Here is a 14,693-nt window from a genome sequence, read left to right as displayed (position 1 = left end):
ACCCGCCCGGCGCGGCGGGCCCGCCCGGCTGGGGGAGCAGCACCGTCGTGAGCAGGAGCAGGAGCAGGAGCGGGAGCGGGAGCAGGAGCCGTGCGCGCCCGGGCCGGAGGCTGATTCGCATGGCTGGGGCCTCTCACGGACGGTGACGGACGGACGACGGCGCATGACGGACGGGGGACTCGTCCCGAAATGGTACGGCCCGCACTCCGAAATGGGTTCGCCACCCAGCCGCACCAGGTGAGATCCTCGATCAGGTATGTCTACTTCCTTCGCCGCCCTGCAGACCCAGCTCGGTGAGATCTCGCTCCGCGACGCTCACCGCCTCGGCCGACGTCTCGAGGGCGCCCGCCGCATCCGCAAGCCCGAGGCCAAGCAGGCGGTCCTCGACGAGATCGCCGCCGAGGCCGCGAAGTGCGCCGAGCGGGTGGCCGCGCGGGCCGCGCGCCGGCCGGAGGTCACGTACCCCGAGAGCCTGCCGGTCAGCCAGAAGAAGGACGAGATCGCCGAGGCGATACGCGACCACCAGGTCGTGATCGTCGCGGGCGAGACCGGATCCGGCAAGACCACGCAGATCCCCAAGATCTGCATGGAGCTGGGCCGGGGCCTGCGCGGCATGATCGGCCACACGCAGCCGCGCCGGATCGCGGCGCGCACGGTCGCGGAGCGCATCGCCGAGGAGCTGAAGACCGAGCTCGGCGAGACGGTCGGCTGGAAGGTCCGGTTCACCGACCAGGTCGACCCGGACGCGACCTTCGTGAAACTGATGACGGACGGCATCCTGCTCGCCGAGATCCAGACGGACCGCGAGCTGCGCGCCTACGACACGATCATCATCGACGAGGCCCACGAGCGCAGCCTCAACATCGACTTCCTGCTCGGCTACCTCGCCCAGCTGCTGCCCAAGCGCCCCGACCTCAAGGTCGTGATCACCTCCGCGACCATCGACCCCGAGCGCTTCTCCCGCCACTTCGGGGACGCCCCGATCGTCGAGGTCAGCGGCCGTACGTACCCGGTCGAGGTGCGCTACCGCCCGCTCCTGGAGGAGGACTCCGAGGACGCCGACCGGGACCAGATCACCGCCATCTGCGACGCCGTGGACGAGCTCCAGAAGGAGGGCCCGGGCGACATCCTGGTCTTCCTCTCCGGCGAACGCGAGATCCGCGACACCGCGGACGCCCTCAACAAGCTGAAGCTGTCGCGCGCCGGAGGCGCTGTCCGGCAGAGCACGGAGGTGCTGCCGCTCTACGCCCGCCTCTCGCACGCCGAGCAGCACCGCGTCTTCCAGCCGCACACCGGCCGCCGGATCGTCCTGGCCACCAACGTCGCCGAGACCTCGCTCACCGTCCCCGGCATCAAGTACGTCATCGACCCGGGCACGGCCCGCATCTCCCGCTACAGCCACCGCACGAAGGTCCAGCGGCTGCCCATCGAGCGGATCTCCCAGGCCAGCGCCAACCAGCGCAAGGGCCGCTGCGGCCGTACCAGCGACGGCATCTGCATCCGGCTGTACTCCGAGGACGATTTCGACGCCCGTCCGGAGTTCACCGACGCCGAGATCCTGCGCACCAACCTCGCCTCGGTCATCCTCCAGATGACCGCGGCGGGCCTGGGCGAGATCGAGAAGTTCCCCTTCATCGACCCGCCGGACCACCGCAACATCCGCGACGGCGTCCAGCTCCTGCAGGAGCTCGGCGCTCTGGACCCGTCCCAGAAGGACCCGAAGAAGCGGCTGACCCCGCTCGGCCGCAAGCTCGCGCAGCTGCCCGTGGACCCGCGGCTGGCCCGGATGGTGATCGAGGCCGACAAGAACGGCTGTGTCCGCGAGGTCATGGTCATCGCCGCCGCCCTGTCCATCCAGGACCCGCGCGAGCGGCCCTCGGACAAGCAGACCCAGGCCGACCAGCACCACGCCCGGTTCAAGGACGAGACGTCCGACTTCCTGGCCTACCTCAACCTCTGGCGCTACGTCCGCGAGCAGCAGAAGGAGCGGGGCTCGTCCTCCTTCCGCCGGATGTGCAAGCAGGAGTACCTGAACTTCCTGCGGATCCGCGAGTGGCAGGACATCTACGCCCAGCTGCGTACGGTCGCCAAGTCGATGGGCATCCACCTCAACGAGGAGGACGCGCCCGAGCAGAGCGTCCACGTCTCGCTGCTGGCCGGCCTGCTCTCGCACATCGGGCTGAAGGACACCGACAAGAACGAGTACCTGGGCGCCCGGTCGGCCAAGTTCGCGATCTTCCCCGGGTCGGCGCTGTTCAAGAAGCAGCCCAAGTTCGTGATGTCGGCGGAGCTGGTGGAGACCTCGCGGCTGTGGGCCCGGGTCAACGCCAAGGTGGAACCCGAGTGGGTCGAGCCGCTGGCGCAGCACCTGATCAAGCGCACGTACAGCGAGCCGCACTGGGAGAAGGACCAGGCGGCCGTCATGGCGTACGAGAAGGTCACGCTCTACGGCGTGCCGATCGTGGCCCAGCGGAAGATCAACTACGGCCGGATCGACCCCGAGGTCTGCCGGGAGCTGTTCATCCGCAACGCGCTGGTCGAGGGCGACTGGCGCACGCACCACAAGTTCTACGCCGACAACCGCAAGCTGCTCACCGAGGTCGAGGAGCTGGAGCACCGGGCCCGGCGCCGCGACATCGTCGTGGACGACGAGACCCTGTTCGACTTCTACGACCAGCGGATCCCCGAGCACGTGGTGTCGGGCGCGCACTTCGACTCCTGGTGGAAGCACAAGAAGCGCGAGGAGCCCGAACTCCTCGACTTCGAGCGCGAGATGCTGCTCACCGACAAGGCCAAGGGCGTCACCAAGGCCGACTACCCGGACTCCTGGCGGCAGGGGCAGCTCAAGTTCAAGGTGACGTACCAGTTCGAGCCCGGGGCGGACGCGGACGGTGTGACCGTGCACATCCCGCTCCAGGTGCTCAACCAGGTCACCGACGAGGGCTTCGACTGGCAGATCCCGGGCCTGCGCGAGGAGGTGGTCACCGAGCTGATCCGCTCCCTGCCCAAGCCGATCCGCCGGCACTACGTGCCCGCCCCGAACTACGCCTCCCGCTTCCTCGACACGGCCGTCCCGCTCCAGGAGCCGCTGACGGTCACCCTCGCGCGGGAGCTGCACCGGATGGTGGGCGTGCCGGTGGCCGCCGAGGACTTCGACCCCTCGCGGATCCCGGACCACCTCAAGATCACGTTCCGGATCGTCGACGAGCGGCGCCGCAAGCTGGCCGAGGACAAGGACCTGGAGGCCCTGCGGCTGAGGCTGAAGCCCAAGGCCCGCCAGGCGCTGTCCAAGGCGGCCGCGGCGACCGCCGAGCGGGCGGGCGGCACCTCCCTGGAGCGCACCGGGCTGACCGACTGGACCATCGGCACCCTGACCAAGGTGTTCGAGACCCGCCGGGCCGGGCAGCCGGTCAAGGCGTACCCGGCGCTGGTGGACGCGGGCGACACCGTGTCCGTACGGCTCTTCGACACCGAGGCCGAGCAGGCGCGGGCCATGTGGCTGGGCACCCGGAAGCTGATCATGCTGAACATCCCGGTGAACCCGGCGAAGTTCGCCTCGGACAAGCTGACGAACCAGCAGAAGCTGGCGCTGTCCCGCAACCCGCACGGCTCGGTCCAGGCCCTGTTCGAGGACTGCGCCACCGCGGCGGCCGACAAGCTGATCGCCGACCACGGCGGCCCGGCGTGGGACGAGGCGGGCTTCCGCGCGCTGTTCGACGCCGTGCGCGCCGACCTCGTCGACACCACGGTCCGCACCGTCGGCCAGGTGCAGCAGATCCTGGCCGCCTGGCAGGCCTGTGAGCGCCGGCTGAAGGCCACGAAAAGCCTGGCCCTGCTGAACAACGTCCAGGACGTCAGGACGCAGCTGGCGGCCCTCATGCCGGCCGGTTTCGTGACCCTGACCGGGCTGAAGCGGCTGCCGGACCTGATGCGCTACCTGGTGGCGGCGGACCGGCGGCTCCAGCAGATGCCCACGGGCGTCCAGCGCGACACCACGCGCATGGAGAAGATCCACGAGATGCAGGACGAGTACGCCTGGCTGCTGGAGCAGCTGCCCAAGGGCCGGCCGGTCCCGGAGGCGGTCACCGACATCCGCTGGATGATCGAGGAGCTGAGGGTCAGCTACTTCGCCCACGCCCTCGGGACGGCGTACCCCATCTCCGACAAGCGGATCGTGAAGGCGGTCGACGCGCTGGCTCCGTGAGCGCCCCGGTGATCGAGTTCGACCGAACCCCCGGCTCTGCTGTACAGTCTGACTCGCAGCCAAGGTCCTGTGGAGCAGTTGGTTAGCTCGCCACCCTGTCAAGGTGGAGGTCGCGGGTTCAAGTCCCGTCAGGATCGCATGTCACGGAAGGGCCCGTATCCCGAGGGATACGGGCCCTTCCGCATGCCCGGACGCCGGCCGGCATGCCCGGACTCCCGGACTCCCGGACGCCTGGACGCCTGGACGACCGGACGCCGGCGAGGGGGCCCGCCGGGTGGCGGTGCCGGGTGCCCGGGGACGGGCGCCGTGCACCGCCCGGACACCTCACCCGTACGGAGGAGGACGAAAGTCCCTCGCACGGGTGAATGGCCACCGACGCAGATCCCCATTACGGGTGCAATGCCGGATGTACAAGAGTTGTCAGATGTGACGGGAGTCACCAGACGAGTTTGGGGACCGGGTACTTTTATCGCACCCCTACGCCGGTTCAATTTAATATGTGCAATTGCACCCCCTCTCGCAGGGGCCCCACAGGGCACAAAAAAAGACCGCGCTGAACCCGGCGGAGTCCAGCGCGGTCTCATGACGACGGACCTGTTGGGGCAGGTCCGGTCGTATGAAGCCATGTGGGTTTCATCGGATTGGGGGATCCGATATCGACCCGGTATTACGGGGTGCTACGAACCTCAGGCCTCGCTGCGCTGCTGCGGAATTCCCGCCAGCAGGGCGCGAACCTCGGCCTCGCGGTAACGGCGGTGCCCACCCAGGGTGCGGATGGACGTGAGCTTGCCAGCCTTCGCCCAGCGGGTCACCGTCTTCGGGTCCACGCGGAACATCGTGGCGACCTCAGCCGGGGTCAGCAGCGGCTCGGCATCAGGGGTGCGAGCGGTCATGAGCGGCCTCCTCGGGAGAACCGAACCATCTCGGTTCTTTCCTCTAAATTCTGCACCTTGGCCCGCGTTGCCCGAAATGGACATACGCGGGCCGAGTCGGTTATAGGACGAACGGCTTGTCCTCGGCACTACAACTACACCATCTGTCCAGCCTCGTCGGCCAAACCGATGGAATTGCCCTCCGAGGTGTTCATCAGCGGCGGAAGCCGATGGACCGGTGCATAACGGACAGTCACCGCGCGGTAACGATCAGTCACAGAGCAACCAGGAGTCACGAGACCCCCCATAGCGTGCAATACCGAGCATTCCGCCCCTAGTTGGACGGAAGGAACCCTCCCCGGACTCCTTGTCCTATTTTGGCACGAGGGTAGGGGAAGGGCGCAAGGGTGTGGTTAGTGCGGTCCGTCACGCTTGGGCCAATGGCCCGTATCGGGACGTAGGTCCCGGCACTAAGGCCCAAATGCTCGAATCAACCCGTTGATCAGCAACTTATGCCCGTTCGGCCGATACCACCAGCCTCCGGCTAGTTCGCGAAGAGTCGCTCGCGCACCGCGCGCCACCGCTCGCTCAGCCTGCCGTACGTCTCGGCGGCGGCCTCGGCGTCCCCGTCCTTCAGCGCCGTGAACCCCAGCGCCACGTCCTTGGCCGAGCGGTCCACCGCCAGCCGCTCCGGGGGCAGGGCGTGCACCAGGCCGCCGTAGTCGAGCTCGACGAGCGAGCGGGGGTGGAACTCCTCCAGCCAGCTGCCCACCTCCACCAGCCCCTCGGCCAGGCCGTCGTAGCCCTCCGTCCGGCGCAGCGTCCGCAGCCCCCGGGCCAGCCGGCGGCGGGCCTGGACCATCGGGGTGCGGTAGCGCAGCCGTTCACCGGGGACGTAGTCGCGCTCCTCGTCGGCCACCAGCACGAACCAGCGCACCGGCACCTGCCACACCGCCGTACGGATCCACGGCCGGGCGTCGGGGTGGCGCTCGCGCCAGCGCGCGTAGTCGGCGGCCGCCTGGCGGCGGACCACCGGCGGCAGCGCCGCGTCCAGCACGGGCCCGGGGAAGCCGCCCCGGGTGCCCTCGTCCACCAGTTCCTGCAGGGCCAGCCAGCCGCGCAGCCGGGTCCGCCACGGGCAGACCAGCACCTCCCCGTCCAGCTCGGCCGTGAACGCGTCCGCGCTCTCGTGCACCGGCACCCCCGTCGGCGGCACCGCGACCAAGTCCGCCAGGCACCGGCGCAGTTCGTCCTGGGCCGTGGGCGTGCCGGTCCGCCGGGCGTAGTCCGCCCAGTGCGAGCGCTCCGGCTCCGCGAAGGCGCCCAGCGGCTCGTAGACGCGCAGGTAGGAGGCGTACGGTACGGTCGGCGCCGAGCGGGCGGAGGGCAGCCGGTGCGGCTCGCAGGATTCGCTCACCTCCTCGTCCTCCCCCGTGGGAACAAGCGCTACTCCGCGGGGCCCCGGAGGTCTTACGCTGCTCCCGACAGGCCCTCCCCACCCGCACGAGGGCCACACCGCCGCTTCTCTTCCATGGGAGTCACCACCGTGACCGAAATGACCGACGGCGTCCTGCACACCCTGTTCCGCTCGGAGCAGGGGGGCCACGAGCAAGTCGTGCTCTGCCAGGACCGCGCCACCGGCCTCAAGGCCGTCATCGCCATCCACTCCACCGCCCTGGGCCCGGCCCTCGGCGGCACGCGGTTCCACGCGTACGCCTCGGACGAGGAGGCCGTCCTCGACGCGCTGAACCTCTCGCGCGGCATGTCCTACAAGAACGCCATGGCCGGCCTGGACCACGGCGGCGGCAAGGCCGTGATCATCGGTGATCCCGACCTCGTCAAGACCGAGGACCTGCTGCTCGCCTACGGCCGCTTCGTGGAGTCCCTCGGCGGCCGGTACGTGACCGCCTGCGACGTCGGCACCTACGTCGCGGACATGGACGTGGTGGCGCGCGAGACCCGCTGGGCCACCGGCCGCTCCCCCGAGAACGGCGGCGCCGGCGACTCCTCGGTGCTCACCGCCTTCGGCGTCTTCCAGGGCATGCGCGCCAGCGCCCAGGCCCTGTGGGGCGACCCGACCCTGCGCGGCCGCAAGGTCGGCGTGGTCGGCGTCGGCAAGGTGGGGCACTACCTGGTCGAGCACCTGCTCGAGGACGGCGCCGAGGTCGTGATCACGGACGTCCGCCAGGAGTCGGTGCAGCGCATCCTCGACAAGCACCCGGGCAAGGTCACGGCGGTGGCCGACACCGACGCCCTGATCCGCGTGCCCGACCTGGACATCTACGCGCCGTGCGCGCTGGGCGGCGCGCTGAACGACGACACCGTGCCGGTGCTGACCGCCAAGGTGGTCTGCGGCGCGGCCAACAACCAGCTCGCGCACCCCGGCGTCGAGAAGGACCTCGCGGACCGCGGGATCCTGTACGCGCCCGACTACGTGGTCAACGCGGGCGGCGTGATCCAGGTCGCCGACGAGCTGCACGGCTTCGACTTCGACCGGTGCAAGGTGAAGGCGACGAAGATCTTCGACACCACGCTCGAAATCTTCGCACGTGCGAAGGAAGACGGTATTCCGCCGGCCGCCGCGGCCGACCGGATCGCCGAGCAGCGGATGGCCGACGCGCGCGCGGCGCGCCAGGGCTGAGGCACCGACGGGCCCGCCGGGGTGGCAGCGAGACATGACTCACTGCACTTCGGCGGGTCGCCCGGCAATAACGGGTTAAAATCACAGCTGACCAGCGAGGACAGGGCGTCTCATGGTCACTGCGCCGGGGCACGTCATGCGGGCGGCGTACCGTATGGCCGCGGAAGCAGGTACCGTTAAAGCCCTAAGGACGGTCTCTTCGAGGAGAGCCCGCTCCGAACCATGAACGCGTGTCAAGACTCTGGGGCCGTCGAGCCCCGTCACCGAGGGGGTCGAGCCATGGGGCGCGGCCGGGCAAAGGCCAAGCAGACGAAGGTCGCCCGCCAGCTGAAGTACAGCAGCGGCGGGACTGACCTGACGCGTCTGGCCAGCGAGCTGGGCGCATCGACTTCGCAACCGCTCTCGCAGCCGCCGAATGGCGAGCCGTTCGAGGACGACGACGAGGACGAGGACCCGTACGCCCGCTACGCGGAGCTGTACAACACGGACGACGACGAGGACGAGGACGAAGAGTCCGGTCCGTCGCAGCAGCGCCGCGGCGCTTGACGCTCGTAGCCTCTGAGCTCGTAGCTTCGCACCAGGTCTTCCACAGCTGAAACACTCGAACCCGGTCCAGGGCCTAGGCCCCGGACCGGGTTTTGGTGCTGCTCAGCTCGCGTAGGACCCGACCAGGGTCGCGCCCTCGGTGTGCGCGCCGCGCTCGACGATCTCACCGGCGACCCAGGCGTCGACGCCGCGGTCGGCCAGCGTCGTCAGGGCCACGTCCACGGACTCCTGCGGTACGACGGCCATCATGCCGACGCCCATGTTCAGGGTCTTCTCCAGTTCCAGCTGCTCCACCCGGCCGGCCTTGCCGACCAGGTCGAACACCGCACCCGGGGCCCAGGTCGAACGGTCGACCGAGGCGTGCAGGTGGTCCGGGATCACCCGGGCCAGGTTGGCGGCGAGGCCGCCACCCGTGATGTGCGAGAACGCGTGGACCTCGGTGGTGCGGGTGAGGGCCAGGCAGTCCAGCGAGTAGATCTTGGTGGGCTCCAGCAACTCCTCGCCGAGGGTGCGGCCGAACTCCGGGACCTCGCGGTCCAGGGACAGCCCTGCCCGGTCGAAGAGCACGTGCCGGACCAGCGAGTACCCGTTCGAGTGAAGGCCGGACGACGCCATCGCGACGACCGCGTCACCCGTACGGATGCGATCCGCGCCGAGCAGCCGGTCGTGCTCGACGACGCCCGTGCCGGCGCCCGCCACGTCGAAGTCGTCCGGGCCCAGCAGGCCCGGGTGCTCCGCGGTCTCGCCGCCCACGAGGGCGCAGCCGGCCAGGACGCAGCCCTCGGCGATGCCCTTGACGATGGCGGCGACCCGCTCCGGGTGGACCTTGCCCACGCAGATGTAGTCGGTCATGAACAGCGGCTCGGCGCCGCAGACGACGATGTCGTCCATGACCATGGCGACCAGGTCGTGGCCGATGGTGTCGTACACGCCCAGCTGGCGGGCGATGTCGACCTTGGTGCCGACACCGTCCGTGGCGGAGGCCAGCAGCGGGCGCTCGTAGCGCTTGAGGGCGGAGGCGTCGAACAGGCCGGCGAAGCCGCCCAGGCCGCCGAGGACCTCGGGGCGCTGGGTCTTCTTCACCCACTGCTTCATCAGCTCGACGGCGCGGTCACCCGCCTCGATGTCGACGCCCGCGGACGCGTAGGAGGCACCGGTGGTCTCGCTCATAGGGGAGAACTTTCGTGTCGTGTACTGCGGGGGTCTTACGGGCGACGCAGCGCGTCGGCCGCGTCGGGGCCGCCCGCCAGCTCGGTCTCCAGCAGCTGCTTGCCGAGGAGCTCCGGGTCCGGCAGCGCCATCGGGTACTCGCCGTCGAAGCAGGCGCGGCAGAGGTTCGGCTTCTGGATGGTGGTCGCCTCGATCATGGCGTCGAGGGAGATGTACGCCAGCGAGTCCGCGCCCAGCGACGTGCCGATCTCCTCGACCGTCATGCCGTTGGCGATCAGCTCCGCGCGGGTGGCGAAGTCGATGCCGAAGAAGCACGGCCACTTGACCGGCGGGGAGGAGATCCGGATGTGGACCTCGGCGGCGCCGGCCTCGCGGAGCATCCGGACCAGGGCGCGCTGGGTGTTGCCGCGGACGATCGAGTCGTCGACGACCACCAGGCGCTTGCCGCGGATGACTTCCTTGAGGGGGTTCAGCTTCAGGCGGATGCCGAGCTGGCGGATCGTCTGGGACGGCTGGATGAAGGTCCGGCCGACGTAGGCGTTCTTCACCAGGCCGGAGCCGTACGGGATGCCGCTCGCCTCGGCGTAGCCGACGGCGGCGGGGGTGCCCGACTCCGGCGTCGCTATCACCAGATCGGCCTCGACGGGGGCCTCCTTGGCGAGGCGGCGGCCCATCTCGACCCGGCTGAGATAGACGTTGCGGCCGGCGATGTCGGTGTCCGGGCGCGCCAGGTAGACGTACTCGAACACACAGCCCTTGGGCTTTGCTTCCGCGAAGCGGGAGGTGCGCAGGCCGTTCTCGTCGATGGCGATGAGCTCACCCGGCTCGACCTCGCGGACGAAGCTGGCGCCCACGATGTCGAGGGCGGCGGTCTCGCTCGCCACCACCCAGCCGCGCTCCAGGCGGCCGAGGACCAGCGGGCGGATGCCCTGCGGGTCACGGGCGGTGTAGAGGGTCCCCTCGTCCATGAAGACCAGGGAGAAGGCGCCCTTGACCTTCGGGAGCACCACGCGGGCGGACTCCTCGACGGTCAGCGGCTTGCCGTCCTCGTCGGTCTGGCCGGCGAGGAGGGCGGTCACGAGGTCGGTGTCGTTGGTGGCCGCGACCTGGGTCGCGCGGCCGTCCTGACGCGGGAGGTCGGCGACCATCTCCGCGAGTTCGGCAGTGTTCACCAGGTTGCCGTTGTGTCCCAGGGCCAGCGAGCCGTGGGCCGTCGCGCGGAAGGTGGGCTGCGCGTTCTCCCACACCGAGGCACCGGTGGTGGAGTAACGGGCGTGACCGACCGCGATATGACCCTGGAGAGAGCCGAGGGAGGTCTCGTCGAAGACCTGGGAGACAAGTCCCATGTCCTTGAAGACGAGGATCTGGGAACCGTTGCTCACAGCGATTCCCGCGGACTCCTGTCCGCGGTGCTGCAGTGCATACAGTCCGAAGTAGGTGAGCTTGGCGACCTCTTCACCCGGAGCCCAGACACCGAAGACGCCGCAAGCGTCCTGGGGGCCCTTCTCGCCGGGGAGCAGGTCGTGGTTGAGTCGTCCATCACCACGAGGCACGACACCGAGTCTAGGCGACGTCGTCCACTGGTCCGAATTGGGGACGCCCTGGGAAATGTCACAGCACGAAGGGTGACTGTCTACGCGTGTCTCGGTATCCGGATGGGGTGTGTTGACAGCTCCTGCCGCATTCGGCGAGGCTCTCGGACCATGCAGCCCCTCGGTGACCGAGCCGTCACCCTCGTGGAGCGCCGCCACGTCGACCTGGTCCGTGTAGCGAGCGCCATCTGTCGCTGCCGTTGAGTTCCCCGGCACACCTTCGCCCCTGACCGGGCTCCCTTTCTCCTGCCCTGCAGCCGTGCGGGGCCCTTTCCCCAGCGGGCCGCGTCCTCGCACCCGCCGCTTCCCCGGAGCACGCACACCCATGCCCAGCAACGACCGCACGCTGTCCCGCCGCGCCTTCGGCGGGGCCGCCGCCGCCACGGCCGCCGCCGCCGGACTCGGGGCCGCCGCCCCGGCCCGGGCCGCGCAGACCCCCGCGGCCCCGCCCGCCGAACGCGAGTTCCGTGCCGCTCCCGGCCGGGCCGCGCGCCGCCCCAACATCCTGTTCATCCTCGGCGACGACCTCGGCTGGGCCGACCTGTCCTCGTACGGCGCCCCGCACATCAGGACGCCGAACCTGGACCGGCTGGCCCGTCAGGGCGTCCGTTTCACCGACGCCTACTCCGGATCGGCCACCTGCTCGCCCACCCGGTTCAGCCTCTACACCGGCCGTTTCCCGGGCCGTACCAAGGGTGGCCTGGCCGAGCCGATCGCCGACAGGTCCGTGGGCCTCGAACCCACCCACCCCACGCTCGCCTCGCTGCTGCGCGACGCCGGCTACGCCACCGCGCTGATCGGCAAGTGGCACTGCGGCTACCTGCCCGCGTACAGCCCCACCCGGTCCGGCTGGGAGGAGTTCTTCGGCAACTTCGGCGGGGCCCTGGAGTACTACTCCAAGCTGGGCCTGGGCGGCGAGTACGACCTCTACGAGGGCGACGCCGCGTACAAGGACCTGCGCTACTACACCCGCATCCTCACCGAGCGGGCCAGCGACTACGTGCGGCGCGACCACGGCGGGAAGCCGTGGCTGCTCAACCTGAACTTCACCACCCCGCACTGGCCGTGGATCGCCGACGGCGACGAGGAGACCAGCGCCGAGATCGTCCGACGGATCCAGGCCGGTGACGGGCGGGCGCTGTGGCACCAGGACGGCGGCTCCGTCGAGAAGTACCGGCAGATGGTCGAGGACCTCGACCGTTCCGTCGGCACCGTCCTCGACGCCCTGCGCCGCTCCGGCCAGGAGCGGGACACCCTGGTCGTCTTCGCCAGCGACAACGGCGGCGAGCGCTTCTCCCACAACTGGCCGCTGTCCGGCAACAAGGCCTCGCTCCAGGAGGGCGGCATCCGGGTTCCCACCCTCCTGCGCTGGCCGGCCCGGATCGACGGCGGACAGGTCAGCCGGGTCCCGGTGTTCAGCCCGGACTGGACGGCCACCCTGCTGGAGCTGGCCGGGGCCCGGCCGCACCCCGCGTACCCGCTCGACGGTGCGAGCCTGGCCGGCTACCTGCTGCGCGGGGAGGCGGCCCCCGCCCGGGACCTGTTCTGGCGGGTCCGGGGCGAGCGGGCGCTGCGGCGCGGCGACTGGAAGTACTACCGCGGCCGGTCCGGCCGGGACCAGCTCTTCGACCTGGCGGGCGACGTACGGGAGCAGGCCGACAAGGCGGCGGTCGAGCCGGACCGGCTGGCCGAGCTGCGGGCCGCCTGGGAACGGACGAACGCCACCTTGCTGCCCTACCCGGGCTGAGCCCCGCCCGTCGTGGCCCCGGTCGCCGTGGCCCCGGTCGCCGTGGCCGCGGTCGCCGTGGCCGCGTCCGTGGTCGCCCCGTCCGGCGTGGTGGTGGCCGTCAGTCCCGAGGCGCCGTCCGCGGCGGTCAGCAGCAGGGAGCGGTCCGTGATCCGCACGGTGAGCGGGCCCGCGGCGAGCAGGGCGGTCAGGGCCCGCTCGACCTCGCCGGGCGGCCCGGTGCAGGCCATCCGGGTGGCCAGGACCGGCCCGAACGCCACCGAGCCGTCCGCCGCGTACGCCACCGGGGCGGAGAACCGGTTGCAGCCGAGGTTCCCGCTCGCCCGGCCCTCGGCCGAGAGCGTGAACCATGCCGCGCCCCGCGCCGCCGCGGGCACCGGCACCGACCGCCCGTCGGCGATCAGCCGGTCCACGGTCCACCGCGTACCGGTCAGCGGAACCCCGGCCGCCGGGCCGCTGGGGTCGGGGGCCGGGCCGGTGGGGTCGGGGGCCGGGCCGCTGGGGGCGGGCGCCGGGTCGGCGGTGCCGGAGGGCGGGGTACCGAGGGCGGCGGCCGGGCCGGCGGGGGCGGGGCGCGAGGCGGCCGGGCCGCAGCCCAGGGCGAGCACCGCGGCGGCCAGGACGAGCGGGATCCGCTTGCGCATACCGGTCCGACGTACGCCGGAGGCGACCGGTTCCGCTCAGCTCATCAGCGGCAGCACCCCGGCGAGGTCGGCCCGCTGCCCGCTGGCCCGTACCCGGGCGTCGGCCACCGCGTCCGCCCAGGCGGTACGGCCGGTGGCCAGCCGGATCCAGGTCAGCGGATCGGTCTCCACCACGCCCGGCGGGGTCCCCCGGGTGTGCCGGGGGCCCTCGATGCACTGGACCACGGCGAACGGCGGGATCCGCACCTCCACCGCGCCGCCCGGCACCCGGTGCGCGAGCGCGTCGGCCAGCAGCCGGGTGCAGGCGGCCAGGGCCTGCCGGTCCAGGGGGACGTCCAGGCCGGCCGCCCGGTTGAGGTCGTCGGTGTGCACGACCAGCTCCACGGTCCGGGTGACCAGGAAGTCACCCAGCCGCATGGCCCCGATCCACAGGTCCAGCACCCGGTCGTCGCGGTGCGCGTCGAGCGCCTCGGCCAACCGGGCCCCGGCCCGCTCGAACAGCTCGGGCAGCGGCGCCCCGGAGAGGGTCTCCCCGGCGGCGTCGGCGATCCGCCCGGCCAGCGCGGCGGTGGCGAAGGGCCACTCGTGCGCGGCGAGTTCGGCCTTGGCCGCCGGCGGCCGGTCGAGCCCCCGGGCCAGCGAGTCGGCGATCCAGGCGATGTGCGCGGCCAGTTCGGCGACCGTCCAGGCGCCCAGCCCGCTGGGCCGCGCCAACTGCTCCTGGGTCAACCCCCCTACGGCGTCGGCGACATGCCCGAACTGGGTGGTCACAGCGGCACGGATCCGCCGCGAGTCGTAGGTACGCGGCTTCTTCTTGGCGGGCGGCATGACCCGACCCTACCCAGCCTGCCCCGCGGCCCCGGGCAGCTTCAGCCCGGTGCAACCCCGCCGCTGCGCGGCCTCGGTGGCGTACGCCGTGAACAGCTCGGCCACGCGGGCGTCACCGAGGACCGCCCGGTAGCCGGGGGGTATGTGCAGGGTGAAGGCGGCGGGGCGGTCGGCGCAGGTCGCCGATCCGAAGAGGACCTCGCCGTCCTGCGAGCGGCCCGCACCCAGCTCCGGTACCGGGCGGACCCGGAAGCCGACCGTCACCAGGGCCGCGTCGGCGTCGTCGCCGTAGGCCGAGTACGTCCTGAGCCACCACGGCCGGTCGTCGAGCGCCCGCTCGGCGTCCGCCACCTGCCGCTCCTCGGGCCGCAGTCCGGGCGCCACCCGGCGCACGCCGTCCGGACCGAGCGCCAGGACACAGGACTCGACCCGGCCGTGCGCGGCGGTGG

General features: G+C 71.2%; 11 protein-coding genes, 1 tRNA gene and 1 pseudogene. 6 read left to right on the top strand and 7 right to left on the bottom strand.

All coding sequences use genetic code 11. The features are described from left to right. The first annotated feature begins 256 nt into the window (after nucleotides 1-256). Nucleotides 257-4,204 carry an ATP-dependent RNA helicase HrpA gene (gene hrpA, locus LG632_RS25965; RefSeq protein WP_226729977.1) on the top strand — a complete coding sequence of 1,316 codons (3,948 nt, stop codon included), beginning with the start codon at nucleotides 257-259 and terminating at the stop codon, nucleotides 4,202-4,204. A 63-nt stretch (nucleotides 4,205-4,267) separates the two neighbouring features. Continuing rightward, a tRNA-Asp gene (locus LG632_RS25960) sits at nucleotides 4,268-4,341 on the top strand. A gap of 549 nt (nucleotides 4,342-4,890) precedes the next feature. Here LG632_RS25960 and bldC read toward each other — a convergent pair. Continuing rightward, nucleotides 4,891-5,097 carry a developmental transcriptional regulator BldC gene (gene bldC, locus LG632_RS25955; protein ID WP_003949541.1) on the bottom strand — a complete coding sequence of 69 codons (207 nt, stop codon included), beginning with the start codon at nucleotides 5,095-5,097 and terminating at the stop codon, nucleotides 4,891-4,893. Between the two features lie 523 nt (nucleotides 5,098-5,620). Further along, a complete protein-coding gene (locus LG632_RS25950; protein WP_226729976.1) occupies nucleotides 5,621-6,493 on the bottom strand; it encodes a DUF8083 family protein in 873 nt (290 codons plus the stop codon). A gap of 129 nt (nucleotides 6,494-6,622) precedes the next feature. Between LG632_RS25950 and LG632_RS25945 the strand changes: the two genes are divergently transcribed. Further along, nucleotides 6,623-7,717 (top strand): Leu/Phe/Val dehydrogenase, encoded by a 1,095-nt coding sequence (locus LG632_RS25945; protein ID WP_226729975.1) that lies wholly within the window; start codon nucleotides 6,623-6,625, stop codon nucleotides 7,715-7,717. A 279-nt stretch (nucleotides 7,718-7,996) separates the two neighbouring features. Further along, on the top strand, nucleotides 7,997-8,263 hold the full coding sequence (locus LG632_RS25940; RefSeq protein ID WP_226729974.1) for a DUF3073 domain-containing protein: 267 nt from the start codon (nucleotides 7,997-7,999) through the stop codon (nucleotides 8,261-8,263). Nucleotides 8,264-8,365: 102 nt separating this feature from the next. Here the strand turns inward: LG632_RS25940 and purM are convergent, their stop codons facing one another. Continuing rightward, on the bottom strand, nucleotides 8,366-9,433 hold the full coding sequence (purM, locus tag LG632_RS25935; protein ID WP_226729973.1) for a phosphoribosylformylglycinamidine cyclo-ligase: 1,068 nt from the start codon (nucleotides 9,431-9,433) through the stop codon (nucleotides 8,366-8,368). A gap of 35 nt (nucleotides 9,434-9,468) precedes the next feature. Further along, nucleotides 9,469-10,986 (bottom strand): amidophosphoribosyltransferase, encoded by a 1,518-nt coding sequence (gene purF, locus LG632_RS25930; RefSeq protein WP_226729972.1) that lies wholly within the window; start codon nucleotides 10,984-10,986, stop codon nucleotides 9,469-9,471. A gap of 102 nt (nucleotides 10,987-11,088) precedes the next feature. Between purF and LG632_RS30760 the strand changes: the two genes are divergently transcribed. Next, nucleotides 11,089-11,229, top strand: coding sequence for a putative leader peptide (locus LG632_RS30760; RefSeq protein WP_374203581.1), 141 nt, complete (start codon nucleotides 11,089-11,091; stop codon nucleotides 11,227-11,229). Between the two features lie 121 nt (nucleotides 11,230-11,350). Next, entirely contained in the window at nucleotides 11,351-12,772 is a 1,422-nt protein-coding gene (locus LG632_RS25925) for a sulfatase family protein (protein WP_226729971.1), read from the top strand. On the opposite strand, the gene LG632_RS25920 is transcribed toward LG632_RS25925, so the two are convergent. From LG632_RS25920 to LG632_RS25910, 3 genes and pseudogenes are all read right to left on the bottom strand, one after another. Further along, nucleotides 12,760-13,416, bottom strand: coding sequence for an META domain-containing protein (locus tag LG632_RS25920; protein WP_226729970.1), 657 nt, complete (start codon nucleotides 13,414-13,416; stop codon nucleotides 12,760-12,762). The genes LG632_RS25925 and LG632_RS25920 overlap by 13 nt on opposite strands. 36 nt (nucleotides 13,417-13,452) lie before the next feature. Continuing rightward, nucleotides 13,453-14,244 carry a maleylpyruvate isomerase family mycothiol-dependent enzyme gene (locus tag LG632_RS25915; protein ID WP_226729969.1) on the bottom strand — a complete coding sequence of 264 codons (792 nt, stop codon included), beginning with the start codon at nucleotides 14,242-14,244 and terminating at the stop codon, nucleotides 13,453-13,455. A gap of 9 nt (nucleotides 14,245-14,253) precedes the next feature. Then, nucleotides 14,254-14,693, bottom strand: a pseudogene (locus LG632_RS25910) (hypothetical protein); the annotation flags it as partial.

Origin of the sequence: Streptomyces antimicrobicus, assembly GCF_020532625.1 — a bacterium.
Classification (GTDB): Bacteria; Actinomycetota; Actinomycetes; order Streptomycetales; family Streptomycetaceae; genus Streptomyces; species Streptomyces antimicrobicus.
The sequence above is the reverse complement of the archived record's forward strand: the minus strand, read 5'-3'. Positions and strand labels throughout refer to the sequence as shown.

Coding starts and splice junctions, on each gene's coding strand:
- LG632_RS30760 (WP_374203581.1), top strand. CDS start 11,089: ATGGGGTGTGTTGACAGCTCCTGCCGCATTCGGCGAGGCTCTCGGACC.
- LG632_RS25920 (WP_226729970.1), bottom strand. CDS start 13,416: ATGCGCAAGCGGATCCCGCTCGTCCTGGCCGCCGCGGTGCTCGCCCTG.
- LG632_RS25915 (WP_226729969.1), bottom strand. CDS start 14,244: ATGCCGCCCGCCAAGAAGAAGCCGCGTACCTACGACTCGCGGCGGATC.
- LG632_RS25940 (WP_226729974.1), top strand. CDS start 7,997: ATGGGGCGCGGCCGGGCAAAGGCCAAGCAGACGAAGGTCGCCCGCCAG.
- LG632_RS25925 (WP_226729971.1), top strand. CDS start 11,351: ATGCCCAGCAACGACCGCACGCTGTCCCGCCGCGCCTTCGGCGGGGCC.
- hrpA (WP_226729977.1), top strand. CDS start 257: ATGTCTACTTCCTTCGCCGCCCTGCAGACCCAGCTCGGTGAGATCTCG.
- bldC (WP_003949541.1), bottom strand. CDS start 5,097: ATGACCGCTCGCACCCCTGATGCCGAGCCGCTGCTGACCCCGGCTGAG.
- purM (WP_226729973.1), bottom strand. CDS start 9,433: ATGAGCGAGACCACCGGTGCCTCCTACGCGTCCGCGGGCGTCGACATC.